Origin of the sequence: Luteibacter sp. 3190 (assembly GCF_031456385.1) — a bacterium.
Taxonomy (GTDB): Bacteria; Pseudomonadota; Gammaproteobacteria; order Xanthomonadales; family Rhodanobacteraceae; genus Luteibacter.
Genome location: NZ_JAVDUO010000001.1, coordinates 103,273 through 121,110, shown reverse-complemented (window position 1 = coordinate 121,110; position 17,838 = coordinate 103,273). Strand labels below are relative to the sequence as shown.

20 protein-coding genes are annotated in these 17,838 nt (G+C 68.9%); 17 read left to right on the top strand and 3 right to left on the bottom strand.

The features are described 5' to 3' along the window. Nucleotides 1-142: 142 nt before the first annotated feature. A complete protein-coding gene (locus J2X58_RS00575) occupies nt 143-595 on the top strand; it encodes a DUF4279 domain-containing protein (RefSeq protein ID WP_310045878.1) in 453 nt (150 codons plus the stop codon). A gap of 11 nt (nt 596-606) precedes the next feature. Here the strand turns inward: J2X58_RS00575 and sufT are convergent, their stop codons facing one another. Continuing rightward, nucleotides 607-1,164, bottom strand: coding sequence for a putative Fe-S cluster assembly protein SufT (gene sufT / locus J2X58_RS00570; protein ID WP_310045877.1), 558 nt, complete (start codon nt 1,162-1,164; stop codon nt 607-609). A 192-nt stretch (nt 1,165-1,356) separates the two neighbouring features. Between sufT and J2X58_RS00565 the strand changes: the two genes are divergently transcribed. From J2X58_RS00565 to ispA, 14 genes are all read left to right on the top strand, one after another. Next, entirely contained in the window at nt 1,357-1,812 is a 456-nt protein-coding gene (locus J2X58_RS00565; RefSeq protein ID WP_310045876.1) for a hypothetical protein, read from the top strand. Nucleotides 1,813-1,895: 83 nt separating this feature from the next. Next, entirely contained in the window at nt 1,896-2,519 is a 624-nt protein-coding gene (locus J2X58_RS00560; protein ID WP_175472819.1) for an RNA polymerase sigma factor, read from the top strand. After that, the gene (locus J2X58_RS00555) at nt 2,516-2,887 is read left to right on the top strand and encodes a hypothetical protein (RefSeq protein ID WP_310045874.1); all 372 of its coding nucleotides are present in this window, start codon (nt 2,516-2,518) and stop codon (nt 2,885-2,887) included. Before J2X58_RS00560 ends, J2X58_RS00555 begins: the two co-directional genes overlap by 4 nt. Nucleotides 2,888-2,892: 5 nt before the next feature. Further along, the gene (locus J2X58_RS00550; RefSeq protein WP_254779178.1) at nt 2,893-3,420 is read left to right on the top strand and encodes a DUF3106 domain-containing protein; all 528 of its coding nucleotides are present in this window, start codon (nt 2,893-2,895) and stop codon (nt 3,418-3,420) included. A gap of 37 nt (nt 3,421-3,457) precedes the next feature. Then, the gene (locus J2X58_RS00545) at nt 3,458-4,030 is read left to right on the top strand and encodes a nitroreductase (RefSeq protein ID WP_310045872.1); all 573 of its coding nucleotides are present in this window, start codon (nt 3,458-3,460) and stop codon (nt 4,028-4,030) included. Further along, nucleotides 4,027-4,917, top strand: a complete 891-nt coding sequence (locus tag J2X58_RS00540; protein WP_256374578.1) for a 5'-3' exonuclease H3TH domain-containing protein — start codon at nt 4,027-4,029, stop codon at nt 4,915-4,917. The genes J2X58_RS00545 and J2X58_RS00540 overlap by 4 nt, the downstream gene beginning before the upstream one ends. Before the next feature lie 67 nt (nt 4,918-4,984). Continuing rightward, nucleotides 4,985-5,569, top strand: a complete 585-nt coding sequence (locus tag J2X58_RS00535; protein WP_310045871.1) for an NUDIX hydrolase — start codon at nt 4,985-4,987, stop codon at nt 5,567-5,569. Between the two features lie 70 nt (nt 5,570-5,639). Beyond that, nucleotides 5,640-9,185 carry a DNA polymerase III subunit alpha gene (gene dnaE, locus J2X58_RS00530; protein WP_310045870.1) on the top strand — a complete coding sequence of 1,182 codons (3,546 nt, stop codon included), beginning with the start codon at nt 5,640-5,642 and terminating at the stop codon, nt 9,183-9,185. 546 nt (nt 9,186-9,731) lie between these two features. Continuing rightward, complete coding sequence (locus J2X58_RS00525) at nt 9,732-10,352, top strand: hypothetical protein (RefSeq protein WP_310045868.1); 621 nt, start codon at nt 9,732-9,734, stop codon at nt 10,350-10,352. Nucleotides 10,353-10,482: 130 nt separating this feature from the next. After that, nucleotides 10,483-11,442: an acetyl-CoA carboxylase carboxyltransferase subunit alpha gene (locus J2X58_RS00520; RefSeq protein ID WP_090054832.1), complete on the top strand. Its 960-nt coding sequence runs from the start codon at nt 10,483-10,485 to the stop codon at nt 11,440-11,442. 65 nt (nt 11,443-11,507) lie between these two features. Next, nucleotides 11,508-12,251, top strand: coding sequence for an NYN domain-containing protein (locus tag J2X58_RS00515; protein WP_310045867.1), 744 nt, complete (start codon nt 11,508-11,510; stop codon nt 12,249-12,251). Next, on the top strand, nt 12,248-13,534 hold the full coding sequence (tilS, locus tag J2X58_RS00510) for a tRNA lysidine(34) synthetase TilS (RefSeq protein ID WP_310045866.1): 1,287 nt from the start codon (nt 12,248-12,250) through the stop codon (nt 13,532-13,534). The genes J2X58_RS00515 and tilS overlap by 4 nt, the downstream gene beginning before the upstream one ends. A 32-nt stretch (nt 13,535-13,566) precedes the next feature. Beyond that, a complete protein-coding gene (locus J2X58_RS00505) occupies nt 13,567-13,827 on the top strand; it encodes an exodeoxyribonuclease VII small subunit (protein ID WP_090054838.1) in 261 nt (86 codons plus the stop codon). Next, a complete protein-coding gene (gene ispA / locus J2X58_RS00500; protein WP_310045865.1) occupies nt 13,808-14,710 on the top strand; it encodes a (2E,6E)-farnesyl diphosphate synthase in 903 nt (300 codons plus the stop codon). The genes J2X58_RS00505 and ispA overlap by 20 nt, the downstream gene beginning before the upstream one ends. Before the next feature lie 134 nt (nt 14,711-14,844). Here the strand turns inward: ispA and J2X58_RS00495 are convergent, their stop codons facing one another. Then, nucleotides 14,845-15,249 carry a DUF4870 domain-containing protein gene (locus tag J2X58_RS00495; RefSeq protein WP_090054842.1) on the bottom strand — a complete coding sequence of 135 codons (405 nt, stop codon included), beginning with the start codon at nt 15,247-15,249 and terminating at the stop codon, nt 14,845-14,847. An 80-nt stretch (nt 15,250-15,329) separates the two neighbouring features. After that, nucleotides 15,330-16,679, bottom strand: coding sequence for a metalloprotease PmbA (gene pmbA / locus J2X58_RS00490; protein WP_310045864.1), 1,350 nt, complete (start codon nt 16,677-16,679; stop codon nt 15,330-15,332). 120 nt (nt 16,680-16,799) lie between these two features. On the opposite strand from pmbA, the gene J2X58_RS00485 reads away from it, so the two are divergent. Both J2X58_RS00485 and yjgA read left to right on the top strand, forming a co-directional pair. Beyond that, a complete protein-coding gene (locus J2X58_RS00485; protein WP_090054844.1) occupies nt 16,800-17,045 on the top strand; it encodes a DUF1653 domain-containing protein in 246 nt (81 codons plus the stop codon). Beyond that, complete coding sequence (gene yjgA / locus J2X58_RS00480; RefSeq protein ID WP_310045862.1) at nt 17,042-17,581, top strand: ribosome biogenesis factor YjgA; 540 nt, start codon at nt 17,042-17,044, stop codon at nt 17,579-17,581. The genes J2X58_RS00485 and yjgA overlap by 4 nt, the downstream gene beginning before the upstream one ends. The last annotated feature ends 257 nt before the right edge of the window (nt 17,582-17,838 follow it).

Genomic DNA, 17,838 nt, shown 5'->3' with positions numbered 1-17,838 from the left:
CGCGATGCCCGTGTAACCCGCGGTCCCCTTACCGAAGGTCGCCGTCAACCTAGCGCAAGAAACCACGGTCGACTACCTAGGGATTTCCCTAGGCGGCGCAAAAACGCGATGCTACGCACACGACGACCGCGAAGGACCTCCGATGAGCGCCACCGACGACATCGATCTCGAACTGCGGCAGCTCACGCCGTCCGTGCGGGCGGCGTTCCGCCTGACGTCGGAGCGCCACACGCTGGATCATCTTCTGGGGGAGATCGGACTCGAGGGAGCCACCACGTGGCAAAAGGGCGAGAACATCGCCGCGTCGGACCTGCAGCGCAGGACGAACGGCTGGTGCTTCGAGCTACCCTGGCAGCGCACGTACATGCTGGACGACGCGCTGAGCGAACTGCTGCGCTCGCTGACGCCTCATCGCGACGAGATCGTCGCCGCGGCGCGTGCCCTCGACCTGGATGCGCACTTCGCGCTGGAGACGCGCATGTACGCCGAACGCGCGCCCGCCGCCTACCTGTCGCCCGCGAACGTCAAGGCGATCGCCACCTACGGAGCATCGCTCGACACGGCGGTGACGCCATCCGTGCCGGAGCGATCCTGAGCGACGAGCGCTCAGAGCATGCCGGTCTCGAGCTTGGCGGCGTCGGACATCATCGAGTGATTCCAGGGCGGATCGAACACGAGATCGACGTCGGCCTCGGCCACGGTCGGGATCAGCTCGAGCTTGGTGCGGACGTCGTCGACGAGGATGTCGCCCATGCCGCAACCCGGGGCCGTCAGCGTCATCTTGACGTACACCTTGCGGGAGCCCTCGTCGCTGGGTTCCAGCGCGACATCGTAGACAAGGCCAAGCTCGACCACGTTGATCGGGATCTCTGGATCGAAGCAGGTGCGCAGCTGCTGCCAGACGAGCTTCTCGACGTCGTCATCCGACGCGCCGTCCGCCAGCTCGATCGCCTTCGGCGGCTCCTTGCCCAGCGCATCGGCATCGTTGCCGGCGATGCGGAAGAGATTGCCTTCCACGTACACCGTGAAACTGCCACCCAGCGCCTGGGTGATGTAGCCGATCTGCCCGGCCGGGAGCGTCACCGTCTCGCCCTGCGGCACCATGACCGCCTGGCAGTCGCGCTCGAGGGTGAAAGGTTCGCTGCTGAGGCTGAAACCGCTCATTGCTGTCCTGTGAAGGCCGCACCGCGGCCGCAAAGTCGTCGATTATGCGCCCGGGCGGGGCACCCGGGTAAGCATCCACCGGCTCAAGGTCGGGGCGACCGCGCTCCGCCTCAAGAGCGCGACGCGGGCGCGCCCGCTATCATGGCCGCTTTGCCCGAGCCGTCGATCCCATGCGCGACCTGACCGTTCCCCATGCCCTCTGAGCGTTCCGGCCCAGCCACGCTGCTCTTCGGGGTGCTCTGCGCCGCGACCTTCGGCTTCGCCGTCGGCGCCGTGTGGATGGTGCCGCAGATGATGTTCGGGCGCGCGCTTCCCGCGCTGGTCCTGCCCGCCGGGTGGGTGCTGGGCGTCGTCGTCCGGCGCTGGCTGCGCTTCCAGGGCCTCACCGGCGCCCTGCTCGCGGCGGGCGCGACGCTCCTGGCGGCCGCCTACACCGCCTGCCTCGTGGCGGCGGCCACCATCGCGGGCATGATGGGCATGGGGCTGGGCGACACCATTTCCGACGCCGGCCCGGGCATGCTGCTCGCACTGGCCCGTCTGGCGCAGGGCCCGGGTGACTACGCGCTCGCGGGCGCCGGTGCGCTGCTGGCGGCGCTCGTCGCCTTCCCCCTTCGCTCGCGCCGTGGGGGCGCACTTCAGAAGCCGTAAATCCCCCGTCGCGGAAGATATTTCGCCCAGCGGACAGTCAACCGGCGGTCGGCGACCGCGTTTACCGGAGTGGAAACGAGCCGATGGAGCACGAGGATGCGGATACCGACGAAGCGGAGAAAGGCGTGAACGCCTCGCTCGCGCTCGACAGCGCGTCGCTCGACGACATCCGGGACGTGCCCGCGACCATGGATGCTTTCCTGGCGTCCATCGAGCGGCGCGCCTGGCGCATGGCGGAGATCCACCTCGGCAACCGCGAGGACGCGCTGGACGCCGTGCAGGACGCCATGATGCGGCTGGTGCACCACTACGGCGCCAAGCCCGCTGGTGAGTGGACGCCGCTGTTCTGGGGCATCCTGCGCCGCCGCATCGTCGACCTGCAGCGGCGCCGCAAGGTCCGCTCCATCGTGGTCGGCTGGCTCGGTGGCGGCAAGGACGACGACGGCGACGAGCTGCCCACCTGGGAGCCCGCCGACGACAGTCCCGACCCGTCCGGGCGACTGCAGGATTCGCAGGCCTACGGCGACATCGTGGCGGCGCTGCGCAACCTGCCGCGGCGCCAGCGCGAGGCGTTCACGCTGCGGATCATGGAAGGCCTGGACGTGGCCGAAACCGCGGCGGCCATGGGCTGCTCCGACGGTAGCGTGAAGACCCATCTTTCGCGCGCGATGCATGCGCTGCGCGAGCAACTGGAGGCATGGCGATGAGCCAGCACGATCGGGAACTCGAACGTCGCGCCAGGGAGCTGTTCCTGCGCGCCAGCCAAGACGTGGATCCGGCCATGTCGGGACGCCTCCGGGCGGCCCGGCGGAGCGCCCTGTCCCGGCCCCGCGCCTCGGCGGCGCGGCGTCTGCTGCTGCCCGCGGGCGCCTTCGCGGTGCTGGCGCTGGCCAGTCTCATCGTCTGGCAGCCGGGCGGCTCGCCGCCTTCGCCGGCATCGATCGGCGCCGCCGTCGAGAGCGACCCCAACGACCTGCCGCCCGATGCCGACAGCGCCGATCCGGCGCTCTACAAGGACCTCCAGTTCTACAGCTGGCTGGCCTACAACGACACCAAATCCCCGTCCCGCAAGTGACCGCCATGCGCCGCGTCCCGTTCGTCCTCACCCTCCTGCTCGCCATGGCCGCGCCGTTCGCCACGCCGGCGCAGGATCGACCGCCGCCGCCCGGCGCCGACGCGCCCCTGCCGGCGCCGCGGCCATGGAGCGCCCTGTCGGCGGATGAAAAGGACATCCTCGCGCCGCTGGCGAAGGAATGGGACACGTTTCCGCCGCAACGCCAGTCGAGGATGCTCGACAAGGCGCAGCGCTGGCGTGGGCTGCCGCCGGAGCGTCGCGCGCAGATCCGCGAACGCATCGAGCGCTGGCAGCAGATGACCCCGCAGGAGCGCGACGAGGCGCGGCGCAACCGGCAGAAGTTCCAGGACCTCAGCCCGGAACAGCGCGACCGCCTGCACGATGCCTTCGAACGCTTCCGCAGCCTCACGCCGCAGCAGCGCGACGCCCTGGTGGACAAGTGGCGCGGCCTGACGCCGGATCAGCGCCGGGACGCCATCGACCACCTCGGTCCCAACGACGCCCTGCCTCCGCCACCGCCGCCGCGCAACTGACGGCGGGCACGGTGACCGGCGCGTGTAAAATGCCCGGATGACCCTCAACGACCTGGCTTTCCTCGATTCGCGCCGATCCGTGCCCTCGCGACAGCTCGGCGAACCGGCCCCCGACGACGCGACGCTGCGCCGGCTGCTCGAATCCGCCCTGCGCGTTCCCGATCACGGCAAGCTCGCACCATTCCGCATCCGCATCCTGCGCGGCGAGGCGAAACTCGCCTTCGGTCGCAAGCTGGCGAAGCTCGCCGCCGATGCCAATCCCGACATGTCCGACGCCAAGCGGGACAAGGAGCAGCGCCGCTACGAACACGCGCCGCTGGTGCTCGTCGTCACGACGAAGATCGACGGCGACAGCAAGGTGCCCGCGCTGGAACAGGACCTCGCCGCGGGCTGCGTGGCCTACAACATCCTGCTCGGCGCGCAGGCCCTCGGCTTCGGCGCGCAGTGGCTCACCGGCTGGGCGGCGTACGACCGCGACGTGGCGAAGCTGCTCGGCATGAAGAAGAGCGAGCACGTCATCGGCTTCATCCACGTGGGCACGCCCACGATGGACGCACCCGAGCGCGAGCGTCCGTGGTACGACGACATCGTGAGCGTGTGGTCGCCGTGAGCGGCGATTCCCTCGTCCACCTGGTGGACGGCAGCCTCTACGTGTTCCGCGCCTGGCATTCCATGCCGGACGAATTCCACGATCACGAGGGCGAGCCGGTCAACGCGGTGCACGGCTTCACCCGTTTCCTCTGCGAACTGCTCGAACGCAGCCGTGCCGAGCACATCGCCGTGGCGTTCGACGCCTCGCTGACGACGTCGTTCCGCAATGCGATCTACCCGGCGTACAAGGCCAACCGGGAGCTACCGCCGCCGCAACTCGTACGGCAGTTCGCGCTGTGCCGCGAGATCGCGGCCGCGCTGGGCCTCACGGTCCTGAACGACCACCAGTACGAAGCCGACGACCTCATCGGCAGCGCGCTGTGGGGCCTGCGTTCGCACGGGTTCCGGGGCGTGATCGTCTCGGCCGACAAGGATTTCGGGCAGCTGCTCGGCGAGTTCGACGAGCAATGGGATTTCGCGAAGAACGTGCGCTGGGGCGCCGCGGGCGTCTTCGAGCGCCTGGGCGTGCATCCGCACCAGGTCGCCGACTACCTCGCCTTGTGCGGGGACGCGGTCGACAACATCCCCGGCGTGCCCGGCATCGGAGCGAAGACCGCGGCCGCGCTGCTCGCGCACTTCGGCAGTCTCGACGCGATCCTCGACCGCATCGACGAGGTGGCCTTCCTGCGCATCCGCGGCGCGGCGTCTTGCGCCGCGCGCCTTCGCGAGCATGCGGAACAGGCGTTGCTCTGCCGGCGGCTGACGCGCATCGCGCTGGACATCGCGGTCGCGGAGACGGCCGATGCGCTGAGCCGACGGGCCGGCGACGCGTCGGCCGTCGACGACCTCTGCGAGCGCATCCGCTTCGGGCCGCTGACGCGCACGCGGCTCCGCGCGCTGCTGTAACGCCCCAACGTCACACACCCGAGATACCCTTGGGTGGATACTTCGTCGCCTCGCCTGGAGCCCACCCATGCTGAAAAGCCCGCTGCCGCACGCCTCGCCCATCCCCGACGACGCCCACGCGCCCGAGGAAACCCTGTTCCGGGGCGACTGGCTGACGCTCAAGCGGCGCGGTCGCTGGGAATACGTCTCCCGCAACAACCCGCGCGGCGCGGTGATCATCCTGGCCGTCACGCCCGACGACAAGGTGATCTTCGTCGAGCAGTACCGCGTCTCGCTGCTGCAGAACACGATCGAGATGCCGGCCGGCCTGGTGGGGGACATCGCCGGTTCGGAAGAAGAGGACGTGCTGCTCGCCGCGCGCCGCGAACTCGAGGAAGAGACCGGCTACGCCTGCGGCCGCATCGAATTCGTGCACGAGGGCCCCTCGTCGTCGGGCATGAGCACCGAGATGATCGCATTCGCCCGCGCGTGGGATCTGGAAAAGGTCGGACCGGGCGGCGGCGACGAGACCGAGAACATCACGGTGCACGAAGTGCCCCGCGCCGAGGCCGGCCGCTGGCTCTTCGAGCGCGCCGAGGAGGGTTTCTCGATCGACGCCAAGCTCTTCGCCGGCCTCTGGTTCATCGAACACCCCGACGCGCACATGCGCTGAGGCCCGTGTCAATTCTTGCCGAGACACCCCCTGCCGGTTAGCCTTCCCGGTGGCCTACCAGGCACCGCCCATGTCCGTCCGCTTCGCCCATCTCCACCTGCACAGCGAGTATTCGCTGGTCGATTCGACCATCCGCATCAAGCAGCTGGTCGCGGCCTGCGTGCGTGCGGGGATGCCGGCGGTCGCACTGACGGACGAGAACAACCTCTTCGGCCTGGTGAAGTTCTACAAGCAGTGCACCGCGGCGGGCATCAAGCCGATCGCGGGCTGCGACATCTGGGTCTCGAGCCCGGACGATCCGCGCCCCTCCCGCCTCACGCTGCTCTGCCAGGACCGCGACGGTTATCTCAACCTCTCCCGCCTGGTCTCGCGCGCATGGCGCGAAGGCCAGGGCACCGGCCGCGCGCTCGTCGACGCCGCCTGGATGACGCCCGACACCGTCTCGGGCCTCATCGCCATCGCCGGCCGGGAAAGCGAGGTCGCGCGCGTGGCGCTCGGCACGGGGCTGCCGGCGGCGGGCCTCCGGCTCGGCATGCTCACGCGCCTGTTCCCCGATCGCCTCTACCTCGAACTGACCCGCACGGGCCGTGAGAACGAGGAACACTGGGTGCGCGCCGCCATGGCGCTGGCGGGCGAGCACGAACTGCCGGTCATCGCGAGCAACGACGTCCGCTTCCTGGAGCGCGAAGGCTTCGAATCGCACGAGGCGCGCACCTGCATCAACCAGGGCCGCGTGCTGGCGGATCCGAAGCGTCCGCGCGAGTACAGCGAAGAGCAGTACTTCAAGACGCCCGAGGAGATGGAGGCGCTGTTCGCCGACATTCCCGAGGCGCTCGAGAACACCGTCGAACTGGTCAAGCGCTGCAACCTCGAACTGTCGTTCGGCACGTATTACCTGCCGAACTTCCCGGTGCCCGAGGGCCACACGCTCGATACGTTCATCCGCGAACAGGCGCAGCAGGGCCTCGAGGAGCGCCTCGCGGCGAATCCCCTCGCGCCCGGAAAGACGCGCGAGGACTACCAGGCACGACTCGATCGCGAGGTCGACGTCATCATCCGGATGGGCTTCCCCGGCTACTTCCTGATCGTGGCGGACTTCATCAACTGGGGTAAGCAGAACGGCATCCCCGTCGGCCCCGGTCGTGGTTCGGGCGCGGGTTCGCTCGTGGCCTGGGTGCTGAAGATCACCGACCTGGATCCGCTTCAGTTCGAGCTCCTGTTCGAGCGCTTCCTCAATCCCGAACGCGTGTCGATGCCCGACTTCGACATCGACTTCTGCATGGATCGCCGCGACGAAGTCATCGACTACGTCGCGCGCAAGTACGGCCGCGACCACGTCAGCCAGATCATCACCTACGGTTCGATGGCGGCGAAGGCCGTGCTGCGCGACTCCGGTCGCGTGCTCGGCATGGGTTACGGCCAGGTCGACCGCCTCGCCAAGCTCATTCCCAACCGTCCGCTCGACCTCACGCTCGGCGACGCGCTCGGCCGCACGGAGAAGGCGAAGAAGGAGCCGGACCGCATCGTCAGGGAGTTCTGCGAGGTCTACGACACCGAGGAAGAATCGCGCGCGCTGATCGATCTCGCGCTGAGCCTCGAAGGCCTCACGCGCAACGCCGGCAAGCACGCCGGCGGCGTCGTCATCGCGCCCACGCCGCTCACCGACTTCGCGCCGCTGTACTGCGAACCGAGCGGCGAAGGCGTCGTCACGCAATACGACAAGGACGACGTCGAAGCCGTCGGCCTCGTGAAGTTCGACTTCCTCGGCCTGCGCACGCTCACGATCATCGACTGGGCCGTGAAGGCGATCAACAAGCGCCGCGCGAAGGAAGGCGTCGAGCCGCTGGTGATCGAGTCGCTGCCGCTCGACGATCCCAAGGTCTACGACCTGCTGAAGAAGGCGCAGACCGTCGCGGTGTTCCAGCTCGAATCCCGCGGCATGCAGGGCATGCTCAAGGACGCGCAGGCCGACCGCTTCGAGGACATCGTGGCGCTGGTGGCGCTGTACCGCCCCGGTCCGATGGACCTCATCCCCAGCTTCTGCGCGCGCAAGCACGGCAAGGAAGCGGTGGAATATCCCGATCCCCGCGTCGAACCGATCCTGAAAGAGACCTACGGCATCATGGTCTACCAGGAGCAGGTGATGCAAATGGCGCAGATCGTCGGCGGTTACACGCTCGGCGGCGCCGACCTGCTGCGTCGCGCGATGGGCAAGAAGAAAGCCGAGGAGATGGTGAAGCACCGCGCGACGTTCCGCGAAGGTGCCGCCAAGGACGGGATCGACGGCGACAAGGCCGACGCGATCTTCGACCTCATGGAGAAGTTCGCCGGCTACGGCTTCAACAAGTCGCACGCCGCCGCGTACGCCCTCGTGTCGTACCAGACCGCCTGGCTGAAGGCGCACTACCCCGCCGAGTTCATGGCCGCGACGATCTCGTCGGACATGGACAACACCGAGAAGGCGGTCACCTTCCTCGACGAGACGCGCGCGATCGGCATCAAGGTGCTGCCGCCCGACGTCAACGCGTCCGATTACATGTTCGAGGCCGTCGAACCGCGCGTCGTGCGCTACGGCCTCGGCGCCATCAAGGGCGTCGGCCAGGGCATCTGCGAGGAGATCGTCGCCGAACGCAAGGCGCGTGGCCCGTATCGCGGGCTGGTCGACTTCTGCCAGCGCGTCGGCTCGAACAAGCTCAACAAGCGCGTGATGGAAGCGCTGGTGCAGGCCGGCGCGCTCGACGCGCTCGGCGAGAACCGCGCCACGCTCGTCATGCACATCCCCGAAGCGATGCGCGCCGCCGACCAGGAGGCCAAGAACCGCGCCTCGGGGCAGGTCGACATCTTCGGCAACGCGTTCGGCGCGGCCGAGGCACCGAGCATCATCGAGCTGACCGGTTCCGTGCCGGAGTGGCCGCTCGAACAACTGCTGCAGGGCGAGCTGGATACGCTCGGCCATTACCTGTCGGGGCATCCGACCGATCCGTGGAAGGCGGAGCTCGGCCAGTTGTCGAGTTGCCCCATCGGCGAGATTCCGCAGCGTTACCAGCCGCCGAAACCGCGTCGCAACGACGACGACGAGAACGCCAGCCGTTTCCGTCGCGGACCGGAAACGCCGTGGACGGTCGCGGGCATGGTCGTCGGCGTGCGCAAGCGCGGCGAAAGCGACGCCTTCGTGCAGGTCGAGGACGCCACCGGCATGCTCGAAACCAGTTTCTTCCGTGAAGTCTTCGCGGAATCGCAGCACCTGCTGACGCGCGGCACGATCATCGTGGTCGAAGGCGGGCTGCGCATCGACGACTTCGCCGGCGGCTATCAGTTGCGCGCGCGCAAGGCCTACGCGCTCGCCGACGCGATGGAGCATTTCGGCCGGTTGCTGACGCTCAAGCTCAACGGCGTCGGCCCCGATTTCCCGCGTCATCTGCGCCAGGCGCTGATGGGCTACCGCGGCGGCCGCACGCCCCTCCTGCTCAGCGGCTATCGCAACGCGGTGGGACAGGCCAGCCTCGAACTCGGCGACGAGTGGCGCGTGCGCGCCGTGCCCGACCTCGTCCGCACGTTGCGCACCCTGCCGGGCGTCCTGGGCACCGAACTGCGCATGGTGCGCCCGGCGGATTGATCGGGCGGCGGCGCGCTCCGGAACGCGAAGGCTGTCGGAGCGGACCTTGCTGTGGGAGCGGATCGGCTGTGGGAGCGGACCTGGCCGCGACAGCGTTTCGCGTTGCCCTTCGAGCTGGCGCGCAAGCTCATGGACCGGGGCGAACAGCTGTCGCGGCCGGGTCCGCTCCCACAGCCTTCTTCGCGCTGGCGCGCGAGCCTGTGGACCGAGGCGAACAGCTGTCGCGGCCAGGTCCGCTCCCACAGCCTTCTTCGCGCTGGCGCGCGAGCCTGTGGACCGAGGCGAACGGCTGTCGCGGCCGGGTCCGCTCCCACAGCCTTCTTCGAGCTGGCGCGCGAGTCTGTGGACCGAGGCGAACAGCTGTCGCGGCCGGGTCCGCTCCCACAGCTTCGGGCCGGTCCCGGCGGGGGGCGACAGAATGCGTAGGACTATCGCTGGCGGCGTGTAGGCGGCGCCCAACGAGGATGACGGCTGAGCTTTAATCGGGGTGCGGAATCGGATTCCGCGCACGCACATGCGTTTTCCTCCCCCGTATGGATCCCCACGATGACCCTCAACGTTTCTCCCCGCCACCTCGTTCTGGCCGCGTTCTGCGCCACCAGCCTCGCCGGCACCGCGGTCGCCGGCACCCAGACCAGCAGCGGTTTCTCGCACATCGGTCCGTCGCCAGCCGGGCTGCCCTCGTGCAATTCCACCGAGATCTTCGACGCGTGCCGCCTGCCCGTGAAGCAGGGCATGTTCGACTCGCTCCAGGGCTGGACGGCCAACGGCATGGTCTCGCAGGGCAGCGACGCCTCCGGCAACGGCTACGCGGCGATCCGCCCCGGATCCAGCGTTCGGCAGGCGGTCTATGCCAGCTTCGGCACGCCGAACGAAGACGCCAGCTACGTCCTGCGCTTCCGCCTCCTGTCGGAAAGCCACGACGCCCCCGTGCGCGCGACGCTTTCCATGAGCAACGCGGCCGGCACCGATGTCGCGAAGCTCGGCGCCACCACGACCTTGGCCCGCCACCACGAATGGACGGAAGTCGAACTCGTCGTGGACGGCAAGGCGTTCCGCCAGCCCGCCCACGTCATGATCGAGATCGGCAACGAAGACTCCGCCGCGACCGTCCAGGTGGACGACGTCTTCCTCGTGCAGTCCGCCGACGCCGAAGTCGGCCCGTAAGGAACGACCGGGCCGGCGAACCGAGGCCAATCAACCACTTAGTTCGCCGGCCCGCGTACCGTACCCTCGCGCACATGGCGCCGTTTCGCAGTTGGGTATAATCAGCGGTCTTGTCCGAAGCGCCGACTCCATGAATCCCAATTTCCTCGATTTCGAACAACCCATCGCAGAACTGGAGGCGAAGATCGAAGAGCTTCGCCATGCCAGCAGCGGCCAGGCGTTCAACATCGACGAGGAAGTGGGCCGGCTTCGCGAAAAGCTCAAGCTGAAGACCGCCGAGATCTTCCGCAACCTCACGCCGTGGCAGGTCAGCCAGGTGTCGCGCCATCCGGCGCGCCCGTACACGCTCGATTACATCCAGGGCATGTGCGAGGAGTTCCACGAGCTCAAGGGCGACCGCATGTTCGCCGACGACCAGGCGATCGTCGGTGGTCTCGCACGCATCAACGGCCGCTCGATCATGATCGTCGGCCACCAGAAGGGCCGCGACACGAAGACCAAGGTCAAGCGCAACTTCGGCATGCCCCGTCCGGAGGGCTATCGCAAGGCGCTGCGCCTGTTCAAGCTGGCCGAGCGTTTCGAGATTCCCGTCTTCACCTTCATCGACACGGCCGGCGCCTGGCCCGGCATCAACGCCGAGGAGCGTGGCCAGTCGGAAGCCATCGCGCGCAATCTGCTGGAGATGGCCGAGCTGCGCGTGCCCGTGATCTGCACGGTCACCGGCGAAGGCGGTTCCGGCGGCGCGCTGGCGATCGGCGTCGGCGATCGCACGCTGATGCTCCAGTACTCCACCTATTCGGTGATCACGCCGGAAGGCTGCGCGTCGATCCTCTGGAAGAGCGCCGACAAGGCGAAGGATGCCGCGGAAGTCATGGGCCTGACCGCGCCGCGTCTCCTCGAGAACGGCCTGATCGACAAGATCGTCCGCGAGCCGCTGGGCGGCGCCCATCGCAACCCGCAGTCGATGGCCACGCGCCTGAAGGCCGTGCTCCTGAACGAGCTCGACGCCCTCGAAGCGCTGCCCATCGACACCCTGCTGGAGAAGCGCTACCAGCGTCTCCGCGGCTACGGCGCCTTCACCGAAGGCTGAGGCACCGGCCCCCGGTGCTCCGGCACCTGTACCATCGGCGGCATCACCGTTCACGGGATGCCGCCATGGCCAACGACGTCACCGACAAGCTCGCCGTCCTGATCGACGCGGACAACGCGCGCCCCGCCATCGTGGATGGCCTGCTCGCCGAGGTCGCGAAGTTCGGCACCGCGCACGTGAAGCGCATCTACGGCGACTGGACGGGCCCCAACCTGGGCGGGTGGAAGGCCGTCCTGCTCGACCACTCCATCCAGCCCATCCAGCAGTTCGCGTACACCTCGGGCAAGAACGCGACCGACTCCGCGATGATCATCGACGCGATGGACCTGCTCTACTCCGCGCGTTTCGATGGCTTCTGCATCGTATCCAGCGACAGCGACTTCACGCGGCTGGCCTCGCGCATCCGCGAGGCCGGGCTCACCGTCTACGGCTTCGGCGAACGCAAGACGCCACAACCCTTCGTCTCCGCCTGCGACAAGTTCATCTACACCGACCGCCTCGTCGGCACGGTGGAGAGCGAGCCTGAAGAGCCGAAAGCGAAGAAGACCGCGAACGAATTGCGTGGCGACACGAAGCTGATGAACCTGCTGCGCAACGCCATCGACGCCGCGTCCGACGAGAACGGCTGGGCGGCGCTCAGCACCGTCGGCGGCATCGTCAACAAGCGCTCGCCCGACTTCGACTCGCGTGACTACGGGTACTCCCGCTTCAGCGGCCTGATCAACGCGATCGGCCTGTTCGACACGGAAGACCGCCAGATCGGCAACGGCAAGCATCCCTTCGTGCGCGTGAAACCGAAGGCCCGATGACCACGCTCGTCGACCACCTCGACGCCGCGCTGGCCGAGCTCGGCGACGTACCGCTCGTCGTCGCGTACAGCGGCGGCCCGGATTCCACCGCTTTGCTCCACGCCCTCGCGGGACACTCGCCTCGGCCACGCCTGCGCGCGCTCCACGTCGACCACGGCCTGCATGCCGAGAGCGGCGTGTGGTCGCTGCATTGCCGGCGCTTCTGCGAATCGCTCGACGTGCCCTTCGAAGCGATCCGTGTCACGGTGGACTTCAGTCGTGGCGAGGGCGTCGAAGCCGCCGCGCGCCGCGCGCGGCGCGCGGCCTTCGCCGGTGCCTTGCACGAAGGCGAGCGCCTCGTGCTCGCCCACCATCGCGACGACCAGGTCGAGACGGTGCTGCTGAAACTCCTGCGTGGCGCGGGACCGGAGGGGCTCGCCGGCATGCGCGAGCTGCGTCCGCTGGGCGCGGGCATGCTCTGGCGTCCGCTACTCACGCTGCCACGCGCGGCCCTGCTCGACCACATCGCCGGCGCCGCGCTGGATACGGTGCACGATCCGTCGAACGAGGATCCGCGGATCGCTCGCGCCTACCTGCGCGGAACGATCGTGCCGGCCCTCCTCGCCCATTGGCCGCACGCGGCCAGCAGCATCGTGCACAGCGCGCGGCTGTGCCGGGATGCCGCCGACCACCTGCGCGACGGCTGGATGGACGCGCTGGACGGGCTTCGCGACGCCGACGGCACCCTGGACGCCGCGGGATGGCTCGCCCTGCCGCTGGCGCAGCGCGCTCCGCTGCTCGATCACTGGCTGCACGAGGCCGGGCTTGCCGCGCCCACGACGGCGCAGCGCGAGACACTCGAAGCGCAGGTCCGCGATGCCGCGGCGGAACGTCTGCCGCTCGTCGGCTGGCAGGACACGGAGATCCGCGTCTGGCGCGGCCGGCTCTGGCCGATGCGTCGCCGCTCAGGCTTCGACGAGGACTGGAGCGGCGCCTGGCACGGCGAACCGCTCGCCCTTCCGGGTGGGGGCACGCTATCCCTCGGCGGCGCTCGCCTCGGCGAGGCGGTGACGGTCCGCTACCGGCGCGGTGGGGAGCGCCTCCGCCCGACCGGCGATCGCCACACCCGTGAATTGCGCGACCTCTTCCAGCAAGCGGGCATCCCTCCTTGGGAGCGTTCGCGCATGCCGCTGGTCGAACGGGACGGACGCCTCGTCGCCGTGGCGGACAGGTGGCTGAGCGACGAAGGAAAAGCGCTGTTCGGCGAGGCCGGCGGCGCACCGGTGTGGCATCGCGACGATTGATCGCAAAGCCCATGTGAGCTACGTTTGCGGCCATGCCGAAGTCCCCCGCCACCCCCGCGCCCGCCTCGTCGATCGCCGAATTCGAGCACTCGCTGGACGAACTCGAACAGCTGGTCACGCGCATGGAAGGCGGGGAGCTCAGCCTCGACGAATCCCTGAAGTCGTTCGAACGCGGCATCGGCCTCTACCGGCACTGCCAGACGGCGCTGGAGCAGGCGGAACTGCGCGTGCGCCTGCTTCTCGACCCCGAAGCCCCCGACACCGCCGAACCCTTTGACTCCCGCATCGACTGACCTGCCGGCGCCGCTGAAGGCGCTGGTCGGCCGGGCCGACGACGCGCTCGCGCGCGCGCTGCCCGCCGAAGACCTCCCGCCCACCGACCTCCACCGCGCCATGCGTTACGCGGTGCTGGGCGGCGGCAAGCGGTTGCGCCCCCTGTTCGTCTACGCGGCGGGCCATGCGCTGGGCAATGACGGACCGCTCCTCGACGCGCCCGCGTGCGCCGTCGAGATCATCCACGCCTATTCGCTCGTCCACGACGACCTGCCCGCCATGGACGACGACGCGCTGCGCCGCGGCCGGCCGACCTGCCACATCGTGTTCGGCGAGGCGATGGCGATCCTCGCGGGCGACGCGCTGCAGGCGCTCGCGTTCGAGCTGCTGGCCATCGCACCCGAGGGCGACGACGCGCGTCAGCGCATCGCCATGCTGCGCACGCTGGGTGCCGCGTGCGGCGCGGAGGGCATGGCCGGCGGCCAGGCCTTCGACCTCGCGGGCGTCGGCCACAAGCTGTCGCTCGACGAACTGGAGCGCATGCACGCATACAAGACCGGCGCGCTGATCCGCGCCTCGATCCGCCTCGGCGCGCTGGCGGCGGGATGCGTCGACGAATCGATGTTCGCGCGTCTCGACCGCTACGGTCACGCCGTCGGCCTGGCTTTCCAGGTGCGCGACGACATCCTCGACGTCGAGGGCGAATCCGCCGTGATCGGCAAGACCGCCGGCAAGGATGCCGCCGCCCACAAGCCCACTTTCCCGTCGATCATCGGGCTCGACGCGTCGCGTGCGCGCCTGACGTCACTGGTCGACGAGGCGCTGGAGGCGATTTCGCCGCTGGGCCAGCGCGGTGAATGGCTCGCGGACCTCGCCCGCTATTCGGCCACCCGCGGACACTGATCCTTTCGCGCGCCATACGGTGGGAACGGACCTGGCCGCGACAGCTTTTCGCGGCAAGCCATCGAGCTGGCGCGCAAGACCCGGAACAGAGGCGAAAAGCTGTCGCGGCCAGGTCCGCTCCTACAGGTTGACGGTCAGGAAATGAGCCGCAGCACCCAGGGGTAACGGTAGCTGCCGTTCTGGCTCACGCGGATCGCCGCGACGATGCAGAAGACCAGGTTGAACAGCCACACCAGCGGGGTCAGGAAGGCGCCGATGATGACGAACGCGAGCACCCAGCAGATCACGTAGCCGATGAGCACCGTGATCTGGAAGTTCAGGGCTTCCTTCGCCTCGGTCACCAGGTAGGCCTTGTCGGCCCGGTCCTTGTGCATCAGCCAGACGATGAGCGGGACGATGATGCTGAAGATGATCCCCGAAAGATGGGTCAGCATCGCGATGTTCTTGTCGTCGGTACTGGAAACGGCGGCGCCGGTCGGCTCGTAGGGCGGCGGGGCCGGCGGCGGCGACGGCGGGATCTGATCGGACGGCGTACTCATGGCGGAACTCCGTGGGCGATGTCGCGCCCACTGTCGGTGCCGCCCCGTCGCCTGTCAAGACGACGGAAGGCACATGCCCGTCACTCGCCGGCGATCGTCATCTTCTCGATGAGCCAGGAGCCGGTGAGGATGTGCGACCGGCGGTCGACGTCCGCCCCCACGGCCACCAGGTTCGCGTACATGTCGCGAAGGTTGGCGGCGATCGTGATCTCCTCCACCGGGTAGGCGATCTGGCCGTTTTCGACCCAGAAGCCCGATGCGCCGCGCGAGTAGTCGCCGGTGACGATGGACACGCCCTGCCCCATGACCTCGGTCACCAGCAGGCCGGTGCCGAGTCGGCGCAGCATCCCGGCGAAGTCGTCGTCGCCGGTCTTCACGTAGAGATTGTGGACGCCGCCGGCGTTGCCGGTGCTCGACAGACCCAGCTTGCGTGCCGAGTAGCTCCCGAGGATGTAGCGCTGGAGCACGCCGTCGACCACCAGCGGCGCGTCCACCGTCGCGACGCCTTCGGCATCGAACACCGACGAGCCCAGGCCGCGCGGCACGAGCGGCTTCTCGTCGATGCGGAACCAGGACGGCAGGATCTGCTTGCCCGCGTGATCGAGCAGGAAGCTCGACCGCCGGTACAGCGAACCGCCGCTGACCGCGCCGAGAAGATGCCCGATCAGCGAACGCGCCACCTCCGGCGCGAACAGGACCGGCGCCTGCCGCGTGCCGAGGCGGCGCGCGTCGAGGCGCGAGAGCGTGCGCTCGGCGGCCTTGCGACCGATCTCGGCGGCCGGCATGAAATCGTCGGCGCTGCGCTGGCTGTCGTACCAGTAGTCGCGCTGCATGCCCTCGTCGTCGCCCGCGATCAGGGCCACCGAAAGCGAATGGCGGGTGCCCCGCTCGCGACCGAGGAAGCCGTGCGAATTGGCGTACACCGAGAGGCTCTGCCCCGCGTTGACGCTGGAGCCGTCCGAATTCGTGATGCCCGCGACGGCCCGGCCCGCGTCCTCGATGTCCCGGCCGAGCGCGATCGCGCTGTCCACGTCGAGGTCCCACGGGTGCCAGAGGTCGAGGTCCGGGAACGCCGTGGCCATGCGGTCGGCGTCCGCGAGGCCGGCGGCCGGGTCTTCCTCGGTGAAGCGGGCGATCGCGCAGGCCTGTTCGATGGTGGCCTGGATCGAATCCGGGTTCAGATCGGCCGTGCTGGCGGAGCCCTTGCGCTGACCGAAGTACACGGTGAGGGCGAAACCGCGGTCGCGCGTGTGCTCCACCGTCTCCACCTCGCCCAGCCGCACGTTCACGTTCAGCCCGACGTCGACGCTCGCGGACACCTCGGCCTGGGTCGCGCCCGCGGCGCGCGCCCGGCGGATGGTGTCCTCCGCCAGGCTGGCGAGGCGGTCGAGGTCCTGGTGGCTGGTGTCGAGGGCGGCAACTTGGCTCACGTGGGCTTCCCGGGGGCAGAGGGTTAGAATAGTCGGCCGTACGCGGCCATCCCCGGAAACATGGGGTCGCGTCGTCCGATCAAAAGCAATGCACCGTCCATGGTGCCATGGAATCCACGAATGAGCGTCCGTGTCGGCTACTACCGCCACTTCAAGGGCATGCCCTACCGCGTGCTGGGAACGTCCCTGCATAGCGAAACGATGGAGGAAATGGTGATCTACCAGGACCTCTACGACCAGCGCCGCCTCTGGGTGCGCCCCGCCGCCATGTTCGCCGAAACCGTCGAGCGCGACGGCAAGACGTTCCCCCGCTTCGCGTTCGAGCGCGAGGCGGACTTCCAGTCCATCACGGATCTTCTCCCATGAAGCCTTTCGACGACCGTCCGCGCGACGAGGACGACGAGGACCTCGGCCCCAGCCGCAGCGAAAAGCGCCGCAACGCGCTCGACATCCTCAAGCTGGCGGGCCAGCTGGTGGAGCTCCCGCCCAGCCGCATCCCGAAGCTCAACCTGCCCGAGGACATCGTCGACGAGATCGGCCGCACGCGTAAGGTGACCTCGCACATCGCGCGCAAGCGCCAGCTCGCGTTCCTCGCCAAGCAGATGCGCCGGCACGGCGACGAAGCGTTCGTCGACGCGCGCGCCGCGCTCGGCGAAGACCGCGATCGCCAGCGCCAGGAAGCCGCTCACATGCACCGCCTCGAAGCGCGTCGCGAACGCCTGCTGGAAGGCGGCGACGTGGCCCTCGGCGAACTGTTCGACGAACACCCGAACCTCGACCGCCAGCACCTGCGCTCGCTCGTCCGCCAGGCGAAGGCGGAGCGCGAGGCGAACAAGCCGCTGCACGCCTTCCGCGAGATCTACCGGATCCTGAAGGAACTCGAGGCGTCGGCTGGCGAATAACCGCGCGACGGCAACGCCGTAGGAGCGCGCCTTGCGCGCGACGCCGTTGGAGCCATGAGCAACAGGGGTGAGCGCCCCGCGAGAAGATGTCGCGCGCAGGGCGCGCTCCTACGATCCGCGCTTTGACTGCGAGCACATGCGCTCGATCGTCCGCCACGCGAAGAACCGCGCGGTGGCGACGCCGTTGGAGCCGTGAGCGACAGGGCCTGAGCGCCTCGCGAGAAGATGTCGCGCGCAGGGCGCGCTCCTACGATCCG

Bases quoted from the DNA above. Each gene is read 5' to 3' on its own strand.
- J2X58_RS00560 (WP_175472819.1), top strand. From the start codon at position 1,896: ATGGAGCACGAGGATGCGGATACCGACGAAGCGGAGAAAGGCGTGAAC.
- J2X58_RS00485 (WP_090054844.1), top strand. From the start codon at position 16,800: ATGAGCGTCCGTGTCGGCTACTACCGCCACTTCAAGGGCATGCCCTAC.
- J2X58_RS00550 (WP_254779178.1), top strand. From the start codon at position 2,893: ATGCGCCGCGTCCCGTTCGTCCTCACCCTCCTGCTCGCCATGGCCGCG.
- J2X58_RS00555 (WP_310045874.1), top strand. From the start codon at position 2,516: ATGAGCCAGCACGATCGGGAACTCGAACGTCGCGCCAGGGAGCTGTTC.
- J2X58_RS00575 (WP_310045878.1), top strand. From the start codon at position 143: ATGAGCGCCACCGACGACATCGATCTCGAACTGCGGCAGCTCACGCCG.
- J2X58_RS00520 (WP_090054832.1), top strand. From the start codon at position 10,483: ATGAATCCCAATTTCCTCGATTTCGAACAACCCATCGCAGAACTGGAG.
- J2X58_RS00565 (WP_310045876.1), top strand. From the start codon at position 1,357: ATGCCCTCTGAGCGTTCCGGCCCAGCCACGCTGCTCTTCGGGGTGCTC.
- J2X58_RS00535 (WP_310045871.1), top strand. From the start codon at position 4,985: ATGCTGAAAAGCCCGCTGCCGCACGCCTCGCCCATCCCCGACGACGCC.
- J2X58_RS00505 (WP_090054838.1), top strand. From the start codon at position 13,567: ATGCCGAAGTCCCCCGCCACCCCCGCGCCCGCCTCGTCGATCGCCGAA.
- J2X58_RS00495 (WP_090054842.1), bottom strand. From the start codon at position 15,249: ATGAGTACGCCGTCCGATCAGATCCCGCCGTCGCCGCCGCCGGCCCCG.
- sufT (WP_310045877.1), bottom strand. From the start codon at position 1,164: ATGAGCGGTTTCAGCCTCAGCAGCGAACCTTTCACCCTCGAGCGCGAC.
- J2X58_RS00515 (WP_310045867.1), top strand. From the start codon at position 11,508: ATGGCCAACGACGTCACCGACAAGCTCGCCGTCCTGATCGACGCGGAC.
- yjgA (WP_310045862.1), top strand. From the start codon at position 17,042: ATGAAGCCTTTCGACGACCGTCCGCGCGACGAGGACGACGAGGACCTC.
- J2X58_RS00525 (WP_310045868.1), top strand. From the start codon at position 9,732: ATGACCCTCAACGTTTCTCCCCGCCACCTCGTTCTGGCCGCGTTCTGC.
- dnaE (WP_310045870.1), top strand. From the start codon at position 5,640: ATGTCCGTCCGCTTCGCCCATCTCCACCTGCACAGCGAGTATTCGCTG.
- tilS (WP_310045866.1), top strand. From the start codon at position 12,248: ATGACCACGCTCGTCGACCACCTCGACGCCGCGCTGGCCGAGCTCGGC.
- J2X58_RS00545 (WP_310045872.1), top strand. From the start codon at position 3,458: ATGACCCTCAACGACCTGGCTTTCCTCGATTCGCGCCGATCCGTGCCC.